This window comes from Streptosporangium sp. NPDC002721 (genome assembly GCF_042888905.1).
Taxonomy (GTDB): domain Bacteria; phylum Actinomycetota; class Actinomycetes; order Streptosporangiales; family Streptosporangiaceae; genus Streptosporangium.
In genome coordinates, this window is the sequence record NZ_JBIAQI010000010.1 from 154,440 (window position 1) to 174,445 (window position 20,006).

Annotated in this window: 16 protein-coding genes and 1 riboswitch; of the genes, 6 read left to right on the top strand and 10 right to left on the bottom strand. The window is 70.0% G+C overall.

Going from position 1 to position 20,006, the window contains the following annotated elements; all coding sequences use genetic code 11:
• The first annotated feature begins 506 nt into the window (after positions 1–506).
• Positions 507–1,160 carry an O-methyltransferase gene (locus ACFYWM_RS16110; protein ID WP_389914831.1) on the top strand — a complete coding sequence of 218 codons (654 nt, stop codon included), beginning with the start codon at positions 507–509 and terminating at the stop codon, positions 1,158–1,160.
• A gap of 102 nt (positions 1,161–1,262) precedes the next feature.
• Positions 1,263–1,853, top strand: a complete 591-nt coding sequence (locus ACFYWM_RS16115) for a Uma2 family endonuclease (protein ID WP_389914834.1) — start codon at positions 1,263–1,265, stop codon at positions 1,851–1,853.
• A 175-nt stretch (positions 1,854–2,028) separates the two neighbouring features.
• Here the strand turns inward: ACFYWM_RS16115 and ACFYWM_RS16120 are convergent, their stop codons facing one another.
• Together ACFYWM_RS16120 and ACFYWM_RS16125 are read right to left on the bottom strand one after the other, a co-directional pair.
• Positions 2,029–3,123: a branched-chain amino acid aminotransferase gene (locus ACFYWM_RS16120; RefSeq protein WP_389914836.1), complete on the bottom strand. Its 1,095-nt coding sequence runs from the start codon at positions 3,121–3,123 to the stop codon at positions 2,029–2,031.
• A 173-nt stretch (positions 3,124–3,296) separates the two neighbouring features.
• Complete coding sequence (locus ACFYWM_RS16125; RefSeq protein ID WP_389914839.1) at positions 3,297–4,343, bottom strand: 3-isopropylmalate dehydrogenase; 1,047 nt, start codon at positions 4,341–4,343, stop codon at positions 3,297–3,299.
• A gap of 155 nt (positions 4,344–4,498) precedes the next feature.
• A riboswitch (cyclic di-AMP (ydaO/yuaA leader) is annotated at positions 4,499–4,716 on the top strand.
• Between ACFYWM_RS16125 and ACFYWM_RS16130 the strand changes: the two genes are divergently transcribed.
• On the top strand, positions 4,704–5,312 hold the full coding sequence (locus ACFYWM_RS16130; protein WP_389914842.1) for a C40 family peptidase: 609 nt from the start codon (positions 4,704–4,706) through the stop codon (positions 5,310–5,312). It overlaps the preceding riboswitch by 13 nt.
• A 499-nt stretch (positions 5,313–5,811) precedes the next feature.
• Here ACFYWM_RS16130 and serA read toward each other — a convergent pair whose 3' ends face one another.
• Positions 5,812–7,401 (bottom strand): phosphoglycerate dehydrogenase, encoded by a 1,590-nt coding sequence (gene serA / locus ACFYWM_RS16135; protein ID WP_389914845.1) that lies wholly within the window; start codon positions 7,399–7,401, stop codon positions 5,812–5,814.
• Between the two features lie 306 nt (positions 7,402–7,707).
• Between serA and ACFYWM_RS16140 the strand changes: the two genes are divergently transcribed.
• Complete coding sequence (locus ACFYWM_RS16140) at positions 7,708–8,562, top strand: hypothetical protein (RefSeq protein WP_389914848.1); 855 nt, start codon at positions 7,708–7,710, stop codon at positions 8,560–8,562.
• Between the two features lie 100 nt (positions 8,563–8,662).
• Here the strand turns inward: ACFYWM_RS16140 and ACFYWM_RS16145 are convergent, their stop codons facing one another.
• The 3 genes from ACFYWM_RS16145 to ACFYWM_RS16155 all read right to left on the bottom strand — a co-directional run bounded on the left by ACFYWM_RS16145 (position 8,663) and on the right by ACFYWM_RS16155 (position 12,829).
• Entirely contained in the window at positions 8,663–11,266 is a 2,604-nt protein-coding gene (locus ACFYWM_RS16145; protein ID WP_389914851.1) for an FtsX-like permease family protein, read from the bottom strand.
• Between the two features lie 76 nt (positions 11,267–11,342).
• Positions 11,343–12,050: an ABC transporter ATP-binding protein gene (locus tag ACFYWM_RS16150; RefSeq protein WP_389914854.1), complete on the bottom strand. Its 708-nt coding sequence runs from the start codon at positions 12,048–12,050 to the stop codon at positions 11,343–11,345.
• Positions 12,051–12,253: 203 nt separating this feature from the next.
• Positions 12,254–12,829 (bottom strand): PadR family transcriptional regulator, encoded by a 576-nt coding sequence (locus ACFYWM_RS16155; protein WP_389914857.1) that lies wholly within the window; start codon positions 12,827–12,829, stop codon positions 12,254–12,256.
• 88 nt (positions 12,830–12,917) lie between these two features.
• Between ACFYWM_RS16155 and ACFYWM_RS16160 the strand changes: the two genes are divergently transcribed.
• On the top strand, positions 12,918–13,463 hold the full coding sequence (locus ACFYWM_RS16160; protein WP_389914859.1) for a DUF1707 and FHA domain-containing protein: 546 nt from the start codon (positions 12,918–12,920) through the stop codon (positions 13,461–13,463).
• Positions 13,464–13,580: 117 nt separating this feature from the next.
• Here the strand turns inward: ACFYWM_RS16160 and ACFYWM_RS16165 are convergent, their stop codons facing one another.
• The gene (locus tag ACFYWM_RS16165; protein ID WP_389914862.1) at positions 13,581–14,921 is read right to left on the bottom strand and encodes an MFS transporter; all 1,341 of its coding nucleotides are present in this window, start codon (positions 14,919–14,921) and stop codon (positions 13,581–13,583) included.
• Between the two features lie 417 nt (positions 14,922–15,338).
• On the opposite strand from ACFYWM_RS16165, the gene ACFYWM_RS16170 reads away from it, so the two are divergent.
• Positions 15,339–16,220 carry a CAP domain-containing protein gene (locus ACFYWM_RS16170; protein WP_389914865.1) on the top strand — a complete coding sequence of 294 codons (882 nt, stop codon included), beginning with the start codon at positions 15,339–15,341 and terminating at the stop codon, positions 16,218–16,220.
• A gap of 302 nt (positions 16,221–16,522) precedes the next feature.
• Here the strand turns inward: ACFYWM_RS16170 and ilvC are convergent, their stop codons facing one another.
• From ilvC to ACFYWM_RS16185, 3 genes are read right to left on the bottom strand one after another with little or no spacing between them, the layout of a single operon-like run.
• Positions 16,523–17,503 carry a ketol-acid reductoisomerase gene (gene ilvC / locus ACFYWM_RS16175; RefSeq protein ID WP_362693893.1) on the bottom strand — a complete coding sequence of 327 codons (981 nt, stop codon included), beginning with the start codon at positions 17,501–17,503 and terminating at the stop codon, positions 16,523–16,525.
• A 39-nt stretch (positions 17,504–17,542) separates the two neighbouring features.
• Positions 17,543–18,067 carry an acetolactate synthase small subunit gene (gene ilvN / locus ACFYWM_RS16180; protein ID WP_389914869.1) on the bottom strand — a complete coding sequence of 175 codons (525 nt, stop codon included), beginning with the start codon at positions 18,065–18,067 and terminating at the stop codon, positions 17,543–17,545.
• 2 nt (positions 18,068–18,069) lie between these two features.
• Positions 18,070–19,806 (bottom strand): acetolactate synthase large subunit, encoded by a 1,737-nt coding sequence (locus ACFYWM_RS16185; protein WP_389914872.1) that lies wholly within the window; start codon positions 19,804–19,806, stop codon positions 18,070–18,072.
• Between the last annotated feature and the right edge of the window lie 200 nt (positions 19,807–20,006).

The window sequence follows — 20,006 nt, forward strand, 5'->3', positions numbered from 1 at the left end:
AATGAGCAGACCGTAGAACATGATGGTTCGGAGTCTGCCATACGCCGACACCATCTGACACATCGATCTCAGGATCCGAGACCCGCGGCGTGTCGGCGCACCCCGAGGACAGGCCCTGATCAGGACCGGAGCAGGACCGGGAACAGGCCCGGAGCAGGGCCTGATTCAAGCTTGGAACCGGGTTCGGACGGGACTGCGGAACGGTCCGAAAAGATCTACCGGCGTGATTCCGGGTACGGGCCGGACCCGAGCCCGGACAGGTCCCGGACACGGGCCGGACCAGAACCACGCAGGCCCGGACCCGGACCATGCGGGCTCAGGCACGAACCACGACGCATGCCCGGACCCGAACCACCCGGGCTCGGGCACGAGCCGCGCGCCGACGCGACAAGATCTGAACAAAACCCGAGCGAGATCCGAACAGGATTCAAACAGGACCCCGACGAGTCCCGGACACGACCCGAATCACCCCCCGCGGCCGTCCGGCACGGGCGAGAATGGGCCCCATGAAGGCGACTTATCTCGACCCCACCGTGGGGCAGTATCTGCTCGCGCACACCACCCAGCCCGACGACGTCCTCGACGCGCTCGCCCTCGAGACCCGCGAGCTGACCGGCAACAACGCGTCGATGCAGATCTCCCCCGACCAGGGGCGCTTCCTCACCATGATCGCCCAGCTCGGCGGCGCCAGGAACGCGGTGGAGGTGGGCACCTTCACCGGCTACTCCTCCATCTGCCTGGCCCGCGGGCTCGCCCCCGGCGGCGGGCTCACCTGCTTCGACGTGAGCGAGGAGTGGACGGCGATCGCCAGGAACTACTGGGCCAAGGCGGAGGTCGCCGACCGCATCGAGCTGAGGATCGGCCCAGCGGCCGAGCGGCTGCGCGAGCTTCCCGAGCACCCGGCCGTCGACCTGGCGTTCATCGACGCCGACAAGGTCAACTATCCCGTCTACTACGAGATCCTCATGTCGCGCCTGGCTCCCGGCGGGGTGATCCTCGTCGACAACACCCTGTGGAGCGGCCACGTCGCCGACCCCAGCAGGGACGACGAGGCCGTCAGGAACATCCGCGAGTTCAACGACATGGTCAGCGCCGACGAGCGGGTCACCTCGATCATGCTCCCCATCGCCGACGGCCTCACCATGATTCGAAAGCACTGACGAGAACTTTCCCGAATCGCGAGCACCCGGAAATCTTTTCGATTACTTTGGGTGACGTGACAAACACGTTGCGCCCGCTCGCGCGGAGGGAAGGATGACCTCATGGCCAAGACCCTGGACCGTCGCGAGGCGAAGCCCATGTCCACCAACCACCAGGAGCTCGAACGGCACTACCAGAAGACCTGCGATCAGTGGCCCGACCGTAAGGTCGAGCTCATCAACGGCCGGATCGTGGTGAGGGAGTTGCCGACGCTCAACCACGCCAAGATCATTTTGCAGCTGCTGATCCAGCTCATCCCGTTCGCCACGGCCCAGGGCTGGCACCCCGTTTACGACGTCAAACTCTTCCTGGGCGTCCAGAAAGATCGCTATCGGCCCGATCTCCTCGTCGTGCCCAAGTTCCCCCGCATGTGGGACGACGAGAACGTCCACGCCGAAGAGACGCTGCTCGTCGTGGAGGTGGTCTCCCCCAGCAGCCGGGACGACGACCACGTCACCAAGCCCGAGAACTGCGCGATCGCGGGCGTCCCGCTCTATCTAGTGATCGACGCCTCCCAGAATCTCGCCCGGCTCCTCAGCCACCCCGGGGAGCGGGGATACCAGCAGCAACTCCAGGTGACCCTCGGAGAGACCCTTGAGCTCCCCGCGCCCTGGGACCTCACGATCGACACCGGCAAGCTGATCGAGGGATAGCCCCGCCCGGAAGAAGGCCCCGCACAGGGGCACGGGATGGCGGACCGGGTCTCCTCCGCGTGGGGACCGGCCGGCACTCCGGCCGACCGGCCCCCACGGACCTCCTCCTTCGTACGGGACCCACGAATCCCGTACGGGTCTGATTCGGCACAGGGGCGACGGACCCCGTGCGCGACTAGCAGATCTTGTGGACCCAGCTGTGCGGGTCGGGGCGAGACCCGTACTGGATGCCCACGAGTTCCTCGCGGATCTTCGAGGTGACGGGACCCTGGGTGCCGTCGCCGATCGTCCAGGCACGGTCGGCGCCCTTGACCGAGCCGACCGGGGTGACCACCGCGGCGGTGCCGCAGGCGAAGACCTCGGTGAGCTCACCCGTCTCGCAGCCGCGCTGCCACTCCTCGACCGACAGGCGCCCCTCCTCGGCGTGCAGGCCGAGGTCGGAGGCGAAGGAGAGGATCGAGTCGCGGGTGATGCCGGGCAGGAGCGTTCCGGTGAGCGCCGGGGTCAGCAGGCGGTCGCCGTAGACGAAGAACAGGTTCATCCCGCCCATCTCCTCGACGTAGCGGTGCTCGCTCGCGTCGAGCCAGACCACCTGGTCGCAGCCCTGCTCGACGGCCTGGCGCTGGGCCACGAAGGCCGCCGCGTAGTTGCCGCCGCACTTGGCGAAGCCGGTCCCGCCGGGGGCCGCGCGGGTGTACTCGGTGGAGAGCCAGACGGTGACGGCCTTGCCCCCGCCGAAGTAGGCCGCCGCCGGAGAGGCGATGACCATGTACTTGTAGGTCCTGGACGGGTAGTTCACGCCGAGCGCCGGCTGCGTCGCGATCATGAAGGGGCGCAGGTAGAGGCTGTGTCCCGGCGTGGTCGGGACCCACTCGCGGTCGGTCTGGACGAGCAGCTCCAGCGACTCGACGAACGTCTCCTCGGGCAGCTCGGGCATGGCCATCCGCGCCGCGGAGGTGTTGAAGCGCGCGGCGTTGGCCTCCGGCCGGAAGGTCACGATCGAGCCGTTCTCCTGGCGGTAGGCCTTGAGCCCCTCGAAAAGCTCCTGCGCGTAGTGGAAGACCGACGTCGCGGGGTCGAGGCTGAGCGGGCCGTACGGCACCAGCTTGGCGTCGTGCCAGCCCTGGCCCTCGGTGTAGTCGATCGAGATCATGTGGTCGGTGAAGACCTGACCGAACCCCGGGCTCGCCAGTACCTGCTCGCGCTCTTCCGCGGTGCGAGCGTGGTCGGAGAGCTGCACGTCGAAGCTGAGCTTCTGAGCGGTGGTCATCGCACGGATCCTTCTCTTGGTGTCTGGCTTACCCTTGGGTCCATTCTGCGTCGGACCGGGTAACGGGAAACTACTCCATCCATGCCGAAAACCGGCAGTGCTGGAGAAACAAAAACGCACCTGGCGGCTCGGATGAGCCGCCAGGCGCGTCGGGGTCGAGGAGGGCGGCTTCCTCAGCCGGCTACTCGGGCGGTGATGTCGTCGCCGATCTCGCGGGTGCTCCGGCCGGCCCGGCCGATCGGCCGCTCGGCCAGGTCGTCGGCGACGGCCCGCTCGACCCTGGCGGCCTCGTCGGCCAGGCCCAGGTGGTCGAGGAGCATCGCGACCGACAGGACCGTGGCGGTCGGGTCGGCCTTGCCCTGGCCCGCGATGTCGGGGGCGCTGCCGTGCACCGGCTCGAACATGCTCGGCGCGGTGCGGTCGGGGTTGACGTTGCCGCTCGCCGCCAGGCCGATGCCACCGGCGACCGCCGCGCCGATGTCGGTGAGGATGTCGCCGAAGAGGTTGTCGGTGACGATCACGTCGAAGCGCTCGGGCTGGCTGACGAAGAACATCGAGGCCGCGTCGACGTGGCAGTAGTCGGTCCGGACGTCGGGATACTCCAGGCCGACCCGCTCGAAGGTGCGGGCCCAGAGGTCACCGGCGTAGGTGAGCACGTTGGTCTTGTGGACCAGCGTCAGCTTCCTGCGGGAGCGGCCCTGCGCCTTGTCGAAGGCGTAGCGCACCACGCGCTCGACGCCGTACGCGGTGTTCAGCGACTCCTGGGTGGCGATCTCGTGCGGGGTGCCCCGGCGCATGACGCCACCCGCCCCGGCGTACGGGCCCTCGGTGCCCTCGCGGACGACGATCATGTCGATGTCCTCGGGGCGGGCCCTGCCCAGCGGCGTCTCGACGCCGGGGAAGAGCTTGACCGGGCGGAGGTTCACGTAGTGGTCGAGCCGGAAGCGGAGCTTGAGCAGCAGGTCGCGCTCCAGGACGCCCGGGGGCACGCTGGGGTCGCCGACCGCGCCGAGCAGGATCGCGTCGTATCCGCGCAGCTCGTCGAGGACCTGGTCGGGCAGGGTCTCGCCGGTCTCGTGGTAGCGCTTGGCACCGAGGTCGTAGGTGGTGGTCTCCACCTTCGTGCCGACCGCTTCGAGGACCTTCAGCCCCTCGGTGACGACCTCGACCCCGATTCCGTCCCCGGGGATGACCGCCAGGCGAATGTTACGCGAATCCATGCAGGCACCCTACCGGTCCGTCTCGGTGATCGAACACCGGTCTCACCCTCCGGACACATTCGCCCATCAGGACTTTTGATCGTTTTGTCCTTCTTTGCTTGGTATTGACCGTTTCGTGAGGTTTCGTTATGGTCCTCCCATTCACATCACTGCCTAATCCGTACGGGCCATCCCCTTACCGGGCCCGTACGGAGCCGGGGACCCACTCTTTACGGGATCTACCTGGCGCCGGGCGGCTCGCTCCTCCCCCGGAGCGCGTTCCCGGCCGTCGTCAGGTGGATTCCTTGGGGCGAATCAGCGCGTTCTCGCGCCGTAGGGCGGCCTCCACGCCCGAGCCCGACAGCTCACCCGGCCGGCCTTATGGAAGGAATCATCCTGTCCGGCACAGTTCTCCCCCGTGTCCTGTCCATCTCCGCCTCCGTAGCCGTCGCCGGCGCCGCGATGTTCGCGACCTCGACCGCCGCCCTGGCCGCCTCCCCTCCCCCGGCCCCCGGCCCCGCCGCCCTCCACACCCCCGCGCTGAAAGAGGCGCTGAAGGCCGTGGCCGTCAAGCCCGCCTGGCAGAAAGCCGTGAAGTGGGCCATGTCCAAGCGTGGAACGCCCTATGTCTGGGGCGGCACCGGCCACGGCGGCTTCGACTGCTCCGGCCTGGTGCTCCGCGCCTACGGCGCCGCCGGGATCAAGCTCCCCCGCGTCACCGACGACCAGTACGCCGCTTTCTCCAAGAAGATCGCCTGGAAGGATCTCAAGCCCGGTGACCTGGTCTTCTTCAGCGGCCTCGGTCACGTCGGCATGATCACGAAGCCCGGTTACATGGTCCACGCCCCGAGGACCGGCGACGTGGTCAAGGAGGAGAAACTCGACTCCTGGCGCCGCGAGTCCTTCGCCGGCGCGGTGCGCCCCGACCCGCAGGGGGTTCAGCTGGCCAAGCGGGTCGAGCTCGCGACCGAAACGGTGACCAGCGGATGAGACACGCCGGCGGATCACCGCCGGGAGGCCGTGAAGATCCCGGCGGCGGCGAGAGCGGGTTCAGCGGGTGGGGGCACCACCGTTGTCCCTGCGGTCCAGAGCGGTCTGGAGCGCGTCGGTGGCCTCGTCCTCGGTCTCGTCGGGACGGTTCCAGGGATACATGTCGTACATGGCGAATCTCGTCTCGTTCGCATGCCAGCAAGGAAGGTGGTCGAGACTCCGGTCGGGACTCCGACCAGGCCTGATGTCGCGGGTCCGGATCACGGATCGGCGACGGGAGCTTGGAGCCGGCACGCGCCACGACACCGCGGCGAGTCGCCGGCCTGCCCCTGTCAGGCCTCGCCGCGGCAGGTAGGAATTACGAGAACCTGGCGCATTTCATTCCAGGCTACCTGGCCACGGGAACAGCGTCTCGCCCGGCGTACACACTTCTCACATGCTGAGACGAGCTGTGGCCGCCGCCCCGGTCTCCGGGACGGCGGCCACATCGGCGGGACGGCTAGTCGGCCAGGTCGACCGAGCGGCCGCTGTCGGCGCCGATCTCCGTGCCGATCTGGTCGATCACCTCGGCCGGGATGGCGGTGTCGACGGTGAGCGCGATGAGCGCCTTGCCGCCCTTGACGTCACGGGCCACCTGCATCGAGGCGATGTTGATCGAGTGGTCGCCGAGGATGCGGCCGACCACGCCGACGATGCCGGGCCGGTCGGTGTAGGTGAAGAACGACAGGTGGTCGGTCGGCTCGATCTCCATCTGGTAGCCGTTGACCTCGACGATCTTCGTGATCTGCCTCGGCCCGGACAGGGTGCCGGAGACCGAGACCGCGCGGCCGTCGGCGAGGACGCCGCGGACCGTCACGACGTTGCGCCAGTCGGGGCTCTCGGAGCTGGTGACCAGCTCGACCGACACGCCGCGGTCCTTGGCCAGCAGCGGGGCGTTGACGTAGGTGACCGAGTCCTCGACGACGTCGGTGAAGACGCCCTTGAGCGCGGCCAGCTCCAGCACGCGCACGTCGTGGGAGGCGATCTCGCCGCGCACCTCGACGTCGAGCTTGGTGGCGACCTCGCCCGCGAGGGCGGTGAACACCCGGCCGAGCTTCTCGGCCAGCGGCAGGCCCGGCTTGACGTCCTCGGCGACGGCGCCGCCCTGGACGTTGACCGCGTCCGGCACGAACTCCCCGGCGAGCGCGAGCTTCACGCTGCGCGCGACCTGGGTGCCGGCCTTCTCCTGGGCCTCGTGGGTGGAGGCGCCCAGGTGCGGGGTGACGACGACCTGGTCGAGCTCGAAGAGCGGGCTGTCGGTGACCGGCTCCTTCGGGAACACGTCGATGCCGGCGCCGGCGACGCGGCCCTCCTTGATCGCGGAATAGAGGGCGTTCTCGTCGATGATGCCGCCGCGGGCGACGTTGATGAGGCGGACGTTCGGCTTGACCGTGTGGAGCTCCCGCTCACCGATGAGGCCGATGGTCTCCTTGGACTTGGGCAGGTGCACGGTGATGAAGTCGGCCTCGCTCAGGGCCTCCTCCAGCGAGACCAGCCGGACGCCCATCTGCGCGGCGCGGGCCGGCTGCAGGTAGGGGTCGTAGGCGATCAGCTCGACGCCGAACGGCTGGAGGCGCTGCGCGACCAGCTGCCCGATCTTGCCGAGGCCGAGGATCGCGACGACCTTCTCGTCGAGCTCCACGCCGGTGTACTTCGAGCGCTTCCACTCGCCGCCCTTGAGCGCGGAGTGCGCCTGGGCGACGTTGCGGGCGGAGGCGAGGATCAGGGCGACGGTGTGCTCGGCGGCGCTGGTGATGTTGGAGGTCGGCGCGTTGACGACCATGACACCGGCCTTGGTGGCGGCCTCCACGTCGACGTTGTCCAGGCCGACGCCGGCGCGGGCGACGACGCGGAGCCGGGGAGCGTTGGCGATCGCCTCGGCGTCGACCTGCGTGGCGCTGCGCACGATGAGCGCGTCCACGTCGGCGAGGGCGGGCAGGAACTGGGCACGGTCGGCGCCGTCGGTGTGGCGGACTTCGAAGTCCGCGCCCAGAACCGCGAGACCGGCCTCGGAAAGTTCCTCAGCGACCAGTACGACGGGCTTGTTCACAGGCTGGATCCTTACTAGACGGTGAGGGGTGCACGGACCTCACGTAGTCTATCGGCGCTTGTGAACGCGTTCACGAGTGTCCCGCGATCCGAGACGCTTCGCGCCGCCCTGGGAGCCTCCCGGCGGCTCCCGGAGCCTCCCGCAGGTTTCGGGGCGGCTGGTGGGACGTGAGGGAAGCTGGGGACACAGGAGGCGGTTACCCGTTCTTGACAGATCTCATGCGCCCAAAATTCAAGTTGGTATTGATCCCAGGAAAACTTCGCGATTACCCTGATAAGCCGTGGTCCACTACCTATCGTTCCTCATATGAGCATCGGGAACCCCGCTCTCGGCAACGTGCTCGCGCAGCACGGCGATCCGCACCGGCTGCTCGCGGCGCTGGCCGAATGGGGACTCCTGGTTGCCGTGCGACCCGACCGCTCCGTCGTGCTCGGCACGACCCAGGCCGGTGATCGTGTCCTGCTCGGATACACCTCGGCGGACACCTACGCGCGGCACCGTGGCAGCCACTCGCTGTCGGCGTGCGACGCCGACACCATCCTCGACATCCAGCGCGTCACCGGCGTGCGGGAGATCGTGATCGACGCGGCGGGTCCGGCCGCCGCGGCCGTGCCGATCGAGGATCTCCAGCGCTACCTGCTCTCGACGCGCAGCGGCCCCACGCCCGCGCTGTCGAGCACGGCGCCGACGGCGTACGCGACCGGGGCGATGGCGACGGTCTCGCGTCCCGCGCCCGCGCGCCCGCCGAGAGCGCCGGTGCCCGCCGCGCCCTCCCAGCCGTGGATCCCGGCGCCCCGGCCGCACCTGTCGGGCCCGATGCAGATGGTGGACCCGGGATACCGCCGGTGCGACCACCCGATCCTGCCCGCGCTGCGCGCCGCGATCTCGCAGCTGCTCATGGACTACCCGCTCGTCCACCACGTGTGGATCTCCGAGGCCAGCACCTCCTCGGGCGCACCGGGAATCATGCTGCACGTGAAGGTGCACATGTCGGCGGCCGAGGACGTGGTCAGGGACATCCATCGCGGGGTACGGGCCCGGCTGCCGCAGCTCGCCGCGAGCGAGGCGCCGATCCTGATGGCCAGGGTCGCCGACGCGCGCAGCGAGCAGCGGATGGTCGAGCTGGGCGCCCACGTGGTCTGCGCCGACGTCACCGACTGAGCGCTCCGACCGGCCGGGCGGGGCGCGGGGGTGACACCCGCGCCCTGCCCGGCCGCCCGCGGAGCGCCGGGCGACGTCCGGGCAGGCCCGGAACGGCGGGTCAGGTCAGGCGGCGGGTGAGCACCACCCTCGTCCGGACGCACGATCCGGCCAGCAGCGCGGTCAGCAGGGGCAGGCCGACCAGCACGCCTCCCAGCAGGAGCCAGGGCGCGTCGACCGCGAAGGTGACCAGGTCGGGCGGCACCCTGTCCATCGCCGTGCTCCCGGGAGCCCATTGTCGGTAGAACCTGCCGAGGACGCTCGCCACCCCGGCGACCAGCCCGACGAACATCCCCGCTCCCACCCCCAGGCCGGAGACGAACGCGGCCTGTCCGGCGACGAGAAGGCGCTGGACGCGGCCCGCCGCCCCCACCGCCGCCAGCGTGGCCCGGTCGGGGCGCCCCTCCGCCACCGCGAGGCCGGTCGCCGCGAACGTACCCCCGAGAACGAGGACCGCCGCGGCGGCGGCGAAGGCGAGGAGCGTCGCCGTGTCGTCGTCACGGAAACCCCGCTCGACCTCGGCGGCGGTGGTGGAGTTGACCTCCCGGACGGCGGCGTGCAGCCGCTCCTCCTGCTGCGGCGTCGTGCTCACCGCGGCCGGATCGGCGATGAGGGTGTTGTAATCGACGGTGAGGCCCAGCTCGGCCGCCAGTGAGACGGGGAGTACCGCGGTCACCAGCGGCTCGCCCCGGGGCCGCCGGACGACGGCGGGCACCGAGTGCGTGACGCGTTTCGTGATCTTGGTCGTGAAGACCAGCTTCCCCTCGCGCAACACCCTCGGGTCGAACACCACCGCCTTGCCCTCGGCGAGAGCGGCCTCGGCGGCGGGGTCGGGGCCACGCAGGAAATAGCGGACCAGGTCGGCACCGCCCACCGGCGGGGGGTGGAACGACGCGCGGGAGAGGAACGCCTCGCAATTTCTCCCGCAGCCGGGCTGGACCACGACGTTGACGGGTTGCGAGTCCGGCCCGGCGAGCCTTCCCGCCTCGATCAGCGGCACTCCGGGCAGGGCGGAGGTGACGACTCTCCTGATCTCCCGCCAGGCCGCGGGTTCGGGCGCGTAGGAGGACACGACGGTGCTCCCCCTCACGTACTGGGGCAGGTAGTGCTCTCGCACCAGGGCGGTCTGGCTGGAGACCATCACCGCCGCGGTGGCGAAGACGGCGGTCGCGACGAGCACCGCGGCCACGGCGGGGGCCGTGCGGCCACTGTTGCGCACGGCGTCCCTGGCGGCCATCCGGAACGGCAGCGGCGACCGCGCGGCCAGGCGCGCGGCGACGCCGACCAGCCACGGCGTCAGCAGGACGAGCCCGAGCTGCCCGAGCACCGCGCCCAGCAGCAAACTGACCGGCTGCCACGCCCCGTACTGCACCCACCGCCTCGCGAAGGCGGCACCGAGAAGGACGAACGCCATCGCCACCACCAGGAGCGCCACGCCCAGCACCGGCAGGCCACGGCGTTCCCTCGCCCGGCCCCGGCGGCCGGCCAGCACCTCCGCCACGTCGGCCCGCGACGCCTGGACGGCGGGGACGATCGCCGCGAGCAGCGCGCTCACCACCCCCAGGAGCACGGCGAGCGCGATCAGGCCGACGGGCACCTCCAGGGGGCCGCGGTGGGCGAACGGCGCGACGGCCGCGCCGATCCCGATCCCCCCAGCGGCTCCGAGCAGGGAGGCCGCGAGCCCGAGGGTGAGCCCGTCCGCGAGGACGACGCCGCGCAGGTGGCGGGGTGAGGCGCCCTGCGCGGCGATCAGCGCGAGCTCGCGCCGGCGTCGCCGGATGCCGACGGCGAACGCCGGTCCGGCCAGGAAGACGACCTCCAGCACGACGACGACCGCGCCGAGGGCGACCATCACGACCTCGGAGGCCTGCGCCGACCCGTAGGGGAGCGGATCCCTCGGGCCGTCACCCGCGGGAGGCGGATCGTTGACCACCGCTCGCGAGAGGACCCTGACACCATGCTGGTTGATCTCGCGAACCCGCTGCCAGGAGACGGGGGCGGGAGTGTCGACGAGCCAGCTCGTACCGACCTTCCCGGTGTCGTCGAACACGGTTCCCGGGGGCGCGACGATCTCAAGGTTTTCCGGCGCGCGCCCGGACTCGACGACGCCGACCACGGTGACGACGGTGCTCGTACCGGCCGGGGTCAGGGTTCTCCCTTCCCGCAGCCTCAGCCCGGCGCTCACCACGACCTCCCCCGCCACTCGTGGCAGGCGCCCTGACCGGAGCGTGTACATGCCCGCGGTGATCGGGTCGTGCAGGTCGATCTCCCAGAGGTCGGCCTCCCGGTAGGCGCCGGAAGTCTCGTAACCGGTCCAGAGGCCGCGCAGGGGGACCGCGCGGCTGCCCGGCCCGAACAGGGTGAGGACCTCCCGTTCCGTGAGGGCTCGCTGCTCTAAGCCGCGGCCCTTCAGGCGGAAGTTCTCGGCGTCGACGCCCTGCCGCACCGGCCTGTCGAAGGCCGTGCCCCGTACGTGCGCGTCGGCCGTTCCGATGTTCCAGTCCAGCCCCTCCCTGAGCGTGACGTCCCCGGTGGCCTGCCAGGTCAGGCCCGCCGTGAGGAGCATGACCGGCAGGCCGATCATGACCATGATGAGCGCGCTGCGTCCCCTGGCCCGCCCGATCTCCCGGCGGGAGAGGCGCAGGGCGGCGAGGATCGCGCTCACTCGGGCGCTCCTGCTCGCCGTCGGAGATCCTCTTGTCGGAGATCCGCGGGTGCGCTCGGTGGGTCCGGTCGCTCGCTCATCGGGCACTCTCCAGAGGGGCGGCGGTGGAGTCGGCGATCTCGCCGTCGCGCAGGAAGATCACGCGGTCGGCCCAGGCGGCGTAGCGAGGTTCGTGGGTGACGAGCAGCACGGCGGCTCCCGCGTCGCAGCGGGTGCGCAGGAGCCGGAGGATGTCGTCGCCGGTCGGGGTGTCGAGCGCGCCGGTGGGCTCGTCGGCCAGGATCAGCCGCCGCTCCCCCACCAACGCGCGGGCGATGGCGACCCGCTGGCGCTGGCCGCCGGAGATCTCGTCGGGGAAGCGGTCGGCGACCTCGCCGAGACCGACCTCCGTGAGCACCTGCTCCGCCTCGCGACGGGCGTTCCTGAAGGCGATCCCGTCCAGCTCGCGCGGGAGGGTCACGTTCTCCAGCGCGGTGAGCGACGGGATCAGGTTGAGGTCCTGGAAGACGTAGCCCACGTGCCTGCGCCGGAGCCCGGCCAGTTCCCCGGCCGGCAGGCTCGCCAGCGGCGTGCCCTCCACGACCACGGAGCCGGAGGTGGGCAGGTCGAGGCCCCCGGCGAGGTTGAGCAGGGTGGACTTGCCGGACCCCGAGGGGCCCATCACCGCGACGAGCTCTCCGGCGCCGACGTCGAGGCTCACCCCGCGCAGCGCCGCCACGGTCTGCGGCCCGTCGCCGTGCGTGCGGGTCACGTCCGCGAGCCGTACGACCGGGTCGGGGGTCATCTGGGTACCTCCGGCGTGCGGGTTCCCGGGTGCGGCCGTGGCCGTGGCCGTGGCTGCAGTCGTGGCTCTGGTCGTGGGGAGGGTGTCAACTGTCCGTCTCCTGCGTCTGGGGATCACGTGTCGGGAGATCACGCGCGTGGGGATCTCGTGGCTGGGTGCTCCGTGGCCGGGTATTCCGTGGCCGGGTGTTTCTGGTTCGGGGCTTATGCGTTCGGGTGCTCCGGGGTCGGGACATCCGTGGTGAGGTGTTCCGCGTCCGCGGGTCCTTGTGGCCGGGTGGCGGCCGTGAGCACGGCCTCGCAGTGGTCGAGCCAGCGTTGCTCGGCCTCGGCCTGGAAGATCATCGAGTCGAGCACCAGCCGCTGGGCGGGGTTCTCGGCGCTCGCGTGCCTGGCGCGGACGAACGCCTGCAGCGTGCGCATGGTCGCGGTGCGCTGGGCCTGGATGATCGGCCGCACGTCCGTGACGGCGGTGACCGCCAGGGCGAGCTTGATGACCAGCTCGTCCCGAGGCCGGTCCGACTGGGCGACGGGGGTGCCGAACCATCGCTCCATCTCGGCCCGACCGGCCTCGGTGATCGAGTAGACGACCCGGCCCTGCTCGTCCTGCTCGCCGGGGCTCACCAGGCCGTCGCGTTCCAGGCGGGAGAGCGTCGTGTAGACCTGGCCGATGTTGAGCGGCCAGGTCGCCCCCGTCGACGCCTCGAACTCGGCACGCAACTGGTAGCCGTAGCGAGGCCCCTGACTCAGCAGGGCCAGGAGCCCCTGTCGGATCGCCATGGATACTGAGTATGCATACTCAGTATCCAACGGGCAAGAGATCTGCATATTCTGGACAGGTTCCGCCCCTGGGGCCGATACTCGGAGGATGAGCTCGACGCACCCCCCGGCCCGCGCCTCCGACGGGGACCGCGATCGCGCGATCAACGAGCTGCGTGACCGTGCCGTCGAGGGGCGCCTGTCGCACGACACCTTCCTTGGCCGTGTCGACATGGCCCTGCGTGCGCGCAACCAGGGCGAGCTCGACAACCTGGTCGCCGACCTGCCGCAACGCGGCCGGTTGCGCCGCATGGTCACCGAAGCCGTCGCCTCGGCCTCCGACTTCACCAAGCGTGTGGAGTCGGCCTGGCGGCGCCCCAGGCTGCCCCGGCTCGCGCTGCCCGGCGACGGCAGGACCCGCTACGTGGTGGGCCGCGGCTCCGCCTGCGACCTGGTCCTCGCCGACCTGACCGTCTCACGGGTGCACGCCGAGCTGCGCCGGGACGAGGAGGGCTGGGTCCTGGTCGACCTCGGCTCGCTGAACGGCACCCGGCTGAACGACTGGCGCCTGGTCGGCCCGGCCAAGGTCAGGCCGGGCGACGTCGTCTCCTTCGGCGACTGCGGCTTCCTGATGATCACACCTCAGATGCTCTGACCGGCCGCGCCCACGACGTTCCGAGCCACGCCCAGGTCGTTCCGCCCCGCGTCACGGTCGTTCCGGACCGCGCCACGGTCGCCTGGGACGTGGCGCGGGATCCGGACGGGAGCAGCCTCAGCCCTCCTTGGCCTCGGCGACGCCGGTCGCGGTCTCGGCGGCGGCGTCCTGGGCCTCCTTGATCTGCGCGGCCGTCAGGGTGTAGCGCGTGATCAGCAGGATGCTGACCGCCATCAGGACCGCGGGCAGCAGCGTCGTGCCGTACAGCACCGCCGTGGTCGCCGACGTGACCTGCGCGACGGGGTTGGAGGGGTCGGACTCGACGAAACCGGTCGCGGCCAGCAGCCAGCCGAGCACGAGCGCGCCGAACGCGAAGACCACGGTCTCCGCGGCCGTCCAGAGTCCGGTGAACACCCCGGCCCGGCGCTTGCCGGTGACCAGCGCGTCATGGACGATCACGTCGGAGAGCATCGAGAACTGCAGCAGCTGGAACCCCGCGTAGCCGATGCCGACGAGGAGCACGCACGCGTGCGCGTACGCCGAACCGAGCGAGCCCGAGAAGAACATCGCCGCGGTGCCCACCAGGAACAGCGCCGACGACAGGATCATCGCGCCGCGCTTGTCGTAGCGCTTGGACAGCCAGACCCAGAGTGGCATGGTGATCAGCAGCGGGCCGACGATGCCCAGGAAGAGCGTGGTCGTCGCCCCCGGGTCGCCCAGGGTATAGGTGGCGAAGTACGGGGCGCCGGCCAGCATGACACCGGCCGAGAACATCTGGGCGCAGCTGAAGCCGAGCAGCACCATGAACGTCTTGTTCGAGCGGGCCGCGGTGAACTGGGCGGCGATCGACGGCTCCGCCTCGGCCCGCGCGATCACCGGGGCGCTTGCCGTACCGAAGAAGGAGGCGAGCATCGACAGCAGCAGCACGACGCCGATGATCATCCCCATGGTCCGGTGACCGGCGACGTCGTTGCCCGCGATCGCCGGCGCGCCCGCCCCGGCGAGCAGGATCCCCAGGCCGACGAAGACCATCTTCCACTGCAGGAGTGAGGAGCGCTCGTGGTAGTCGTCGGTCATCTCCGCGGGCATCGCCTTGTACGGGACCTCGTAGAAGGCGTAGGCCGTCGCGGTGAGGAAGTAGAAGAAGGCGACGTACAGGGCGGCGGAGACACCGGTGAGAGGGGGGCCAGCGAAGGTGAGGGCGAACGTCACCGGCAGGGTGACCGCGCCCAGGAGCATCCACGGGCGCCGGGCGCCGAAGCGGGAGACCGTCCGGTCGGAGCGCTGGCCCACCCAGGGGTTGATGAACATGTCCCAGAGCTTGGGCAGGAAGACCACCACGCCGGCGAGCCAGGCGGGAACCGCCAGCATGTTCGTCATGTAGAACAGCAGCAGCAGTCCGGGGACCGTGGAGAAGGTGGCGGTGCAGATTGAGCCGACACCATAGCCGACGCGCACGCCGCGCGGCACTGTGACGACGGCGAGAGAGGGCGCCGGGGAGACCATGCCACATTCAATCGCAGCGGGTCGGGCGCCCGGTAGGCCCTGAGGCAGAGCGGTCCGCCGAAAGACGAGAATATTTCGGCTCCTCCCGGCCGAGACTCCGGGCGGGCGCGGCCCTCCTCCGGCCCGCGCGATCCAGCGGAACGTCTCTCGTTGATAACGACGTATGTCCAGCTCAGGGCCCCTATAGCAGGAAATATCCGGATTAAGGGGGCCGTAGCGCGAGCCCGGACACCGGTGGCCCCAGACGCCTCTGCGACCACTCTGGTTTACCTGGGGCCCACAGTTAATGTCCGGAATTTGCTGACAAGACCGATCCGTCCCCGACAGAATGCGGAGTCGTCCAGCGTCTAACCAACTGGAGGAACCGACATGCGTAGACCGCTAGGGGCGCTGCTCTGCCTCGGGAGCCTGGCGGCCCTCAGCACGCCGATCGCCACGGCTCACGCCGCGGCCGCTCCCCAGGCCGAGTGCCGCGTGTACGCCGCCAAGCCGTACGTCACCCCCGCCGGACGGATCCAGGCCTCCGCCGCGCGGCTGGGCTGCGACGACACCGCCCTGGTCCGCGTCCGTATCAAGCGCGCCGTGCCCGGGAACGACCCGATCGTCAAGAGCGCGTCCCGCAAGGGCACCAACGGGCGGGTGACGGTGAAGCTGCGTTGCGCCCCCGGTGTCTACTACGCCGTCGTCACCGACTACCGGGGCAACATCGGCCGCTCCAAGGCCGTCAGGCTCAACTGCTCCCCCACCGGTACCCCGACCCCCACCCCCACGCCGACCGGCAGCACCTCGCCGACCCCGAAGCCGACCCCCTCGGCCAGCACCTCCCCCAGCACGCCGCCCACCACGCCCCCCGGCTCCAACCCGGGATCCTCCCAGTCCGAGGAGGTGGTGCGCCTGACCAACGTCGAGCGGCAGAAGAACGGGTGCGGCCCGCTCGTCTCCGACCCGCAGCTGCGCTCGGCCGCGCAGGGCCACTCGGACGACATGGCGGCCAAGAACTACTTCAGCCACACCTCGCAGGACGGCCGTGACATGACCGCCCGGATCAGGGCGAGCGGCTTCAGCCCGATGCGGGCCTGGGCCGAGAACATCGCCAGGGGTCAGCGCACCCCGGCCGAGGTGGTCACCGGCTGGATGAACAGCCCGGGTCACCGCGCCAACATCGTGAACTGCGCCTACACCCACCTCGGGGTGGGCGTGGCCAACAGCCCCCAGGGCATCTACTGGACCCAGAACTTCGCCAGGCACTAGCCACGGACGACCGGGCCGCCGGACGGCCGGCGGCACCCGGGTGACAGAACGGCCCGTGCCCTCCGCGACGCTTTCACGTCGCGGAGGGCACGGGCCGTTGTCTCATCTGTCTCATCCGGGCGCGGCCACCTGACCGCTGTGGCCCGAACGCCGCGAACCGGGCGCCGGGAACCCCGGCGCCGTGGATCCGAGGCGCTCGAACCCGAACACCACGGATCCGGGCGCGGTGGGCCCGAGCTCAACGAGCCCGAGCGCCCTGGATCCGAGCGCGGTGGGTGCGAGCGCCTTGGATCCGAACGCCGTTACTTGAGCCAGCTCATCATCGGGCGGAGCTTGGCGCCGGTCTTCTCGATCGGGTGCTCGGCGATCTCCTCGCGGTAGGCGGTGAACTTCTTCTGGCCGCCGTCGAACTCCTCCACCAGCTCCTTGGCGAACTCGCCGGACTGGATCTCGGCGAGGATGCGCTGCATCTCCTTCTTCGTCTCCGGCGTCACGATGCGCGGGCCGCGGGAGTAGCCGCCGTACTCGGCGGTGTCGGAGACCGACCAGTACATCTTCGAGATGCCGCCCTCGTACATCAGGTCGACGATCAGCTTCATCTCGTGCAGGCACTCGAAGTAGGCGACCTCGGGCTGGTAGCCCGCCTCGATCAGCGTCTCGAAACCGACCTTGATCAACTCGGACACGCCGCCGCACAGCACGGCCTGCTCGCCGAACAGGTCGGTCTCGGTCTCCTCCTTGAAGGTGGTCTTCAGCGCCCCGGCGCGGGTGCCGCCGATGCCCTTGGCGTACGACAGCGCGAGCTCCAGGGCGTTTCCGCTGGCGTCCTTCTCCACCGCGACGAGACACGGCACGCCGCGGCCCGCCGTGTACTGGCGGCGCACGAGGTGACCGGGACCCTTGGGGGCGACCATGGCCACGTCCACACCCTCGGGCGCCTCGATGAGGCCGTAGCGGATGTTGAGGCCGTGCCCGAAGAAGAGCGCGTCGCCCTCGACGAGGTTCGGGGCCACGTGGTCGGCGTACAGGTGGCGCTGGATGTGGTCCGGCGCGAGGATCATGGTCAGGTCGGCCTCTTCGACGGCCTCCGAGGGCGTGAGCACGCGCAGGCCGTCGGCCTCCGCCTTCTCCCGGCTCTTGGAACCCTCGGGCAGGCCGACCCTGACGTCCACGCCGGAGTCACGCAGCGAGAGCGCGTGGGCGTGGCCCTGGCTGCCGTATCCCAGGACGGCGACGTGCCGGCCCTGGATGATCGACAGGTCGGCCTGGTCGTCGTAGAAGATCTCAGTCACTTGCTTAACCTTTCGGGTTTCTCGTACGCGTTACGCGGTCCGGTCCAGGGCCCGGAGAGAACGGTCGGTGATGGAACGGGCGCCGCGGCCGATGGCCACCATGCCCGACTGGACAAGCTCCTTGATGCCGAACGGCTCCAGGACCTTGATGAAGGCCTGCAGCTTGTCCGGCGTGCCGGTGACCTCGATGGTCACCGCGTCCGAGGAGACGTCGACGCAGCGTGCCCGGAACAGGTTGACCAGCTCCAGCACGCTGGAACGGTTCTCCGCGTCGGCCCGCACCTTGATCAGCGTGAGCTCGCGCTGCACCGACTGCGCCGGGTCGAGCTCCACGATCTTCAGCACGTTGACGAGCTTGTTGAGCTGCTTGGTGACCTGCTCCAGCGGCAGGTCGGCGACGTTGACCACGATGGTCATCCTGGAGATGTCCGCGTGCTCGGTCGGCCCCACCGCCAGCGAGTCGATGTTGAACCCTCTGCGGCTGAACAGCGCCGCGACGCGCGCGAGCACGCCCGGCTTGTTCTCCACCAGCACGGAGAGCGTGTGCCTGCTCATGCCTAGTCCTCGCTGTCCCAGACGGGCGCCATGTCGCGCGCGAACTTGATCTCGTCGTTGCTGGTACCGGCCGCGACCATCGGCCACACCATGGCGTCCTGGTGCACCACGAAGTCGACGACCACAGGCACGTCGTTGATCTCCATGGCCTTCTTGATCGTCGCGTCCACGTCCTCCGGACGCTCGCACCGCAGCCCCACGCAACCGTACGCCTCGGCGAGCTTGACGAAGTCGGGGATCCGGCGGACCGTCTGCAGGTCGGTGTTGGAGTAACGCTGGTTGTAGAACAGCGTCTGCCACTGCCTGACCATGCCAAGGTTACCGTTGTTGATGACGGCGACCTTGATCGGCACGCCCTCGATCGTGCAGGTGGCGAGCTCCTGGTTGGTCATCTGGAAGCAGCCGTCGCCGTCGATGGCCCACACCGTGCTGTCCGGGCGGCCCATCTTCGCCCCCATCGCCGCCGGGACGGCGAAGCCCATCGTGCCCGCGCCGCCGGAGTTGATGAACGTGCCGGGGTTCTCGTAGCCGATGAACTGCGCGGCCCACATCTGGTGCTGGCCGACGCCCGCGGTGTAGATCGCGTCCGGGCCGACCAGCGAGCCGAGCCGCTCCATGACGTACTGCGGGGCGAGGGAGCCGTCCTCGAACTCGGTGTAGCCCAGCGGGTAGGTCGCCTTGTAGGCGTTGAGCGCCGTCCACCACTCGCTGTAGTCGCCCTTGCGCTCCTCGTTGCGCACCGCGCCGATCAGGTCGGAGATGACCTCCTTGCAGTCGCCCACGATCGGGACGTCGGCGTGCCGGTTCTTGGAGATCTCCGCCGGGTCGATGTCGGCGTGGACGACCTTCGCGTGCGGCGCGAAGGTGGACAGCTGGCCGGTGACGCGGTCGTCGAAGCGGACGCCGAGCCCGATGATCAGGTCGGATTTCTGCAGCGCGCCGACCGCCGACACCGACCCGTGCATGCCGGGCATGCCCATGTGCTGCGGGTGGCTGTCGGGGAAGGTGCCCCGCGCCATCAGGGTGGTGACCACCGGGATGCCGGTCAGCTCGGCGAACTCCAGCAGCTGCGCCGACGCCCCCGCCCGGTGCACGCCGCCGCCCACGTAGAGGACGGGCCGCCTGGCCTCGGCGATCAGCTTCGCCGCCTCGCGGATCTGCTTGGAGTGCGGCCGGGTCACCGGACGGTAGCCCGGCAGCTGCATGACGACCGGCCACTGAAAGGTCGTCCTCGACTGGAGCGCGTCCTTGGCGATGTCGACCAGCACCGGCCCCGGACGCCCGGTCGAGGCGATGTGGAACGCCTCCACGATCGTCCTGGGGATGTCGTCCGCATCGGTGACCAGGAAATTGTGCTTCGTGATCGGCATGGTGATGCCGGAGATGTCGGCTTCCTGGAAGGCGTCCGTGCCGATGGCGTTGCTGGCCACCTGGCCGGTGATCGCGACCATCGGGACCGAGTCCATGTACGCGTCGGCGATCGGGGTGACCAGGTTGGTCGCGCCGGGACCGCTGGTGGCCATGCAGACCCCGACCCTGCCCGTGGCCTGCGCGTAACCCTGGGCCGCGTGACCCGCGCCCTGCTCGTGCCGTACGAGCACGTGCCGGATCTTGACCGAGTCGTAGAGAGGATCGTAGGCGGGGAGAATCGCGCCGCCCGGGATCCCGAACACAGTGTCGACCCCGACGTGCTCCAGCGCCCTCACGAGGGCCTGGGCTCCTGTCATCTGTTCGGTCATCGGCTCGTTCCTTGTGGCTGAGCATGCTGATGGCATAAAAAATGCCCCATTCCGCCTGGACGGCGGAGCTGGGGCGGCGCGCGGGTCGGGAGTACTCGGCTCAGCGACCAGCGCGCCGGCGAAGTACTACGAGAATCCCACGGTGAAGCTGCATGGCTCCACCATGGCCGACGGGGTACCCCCGCGTCAAATTCATGGGA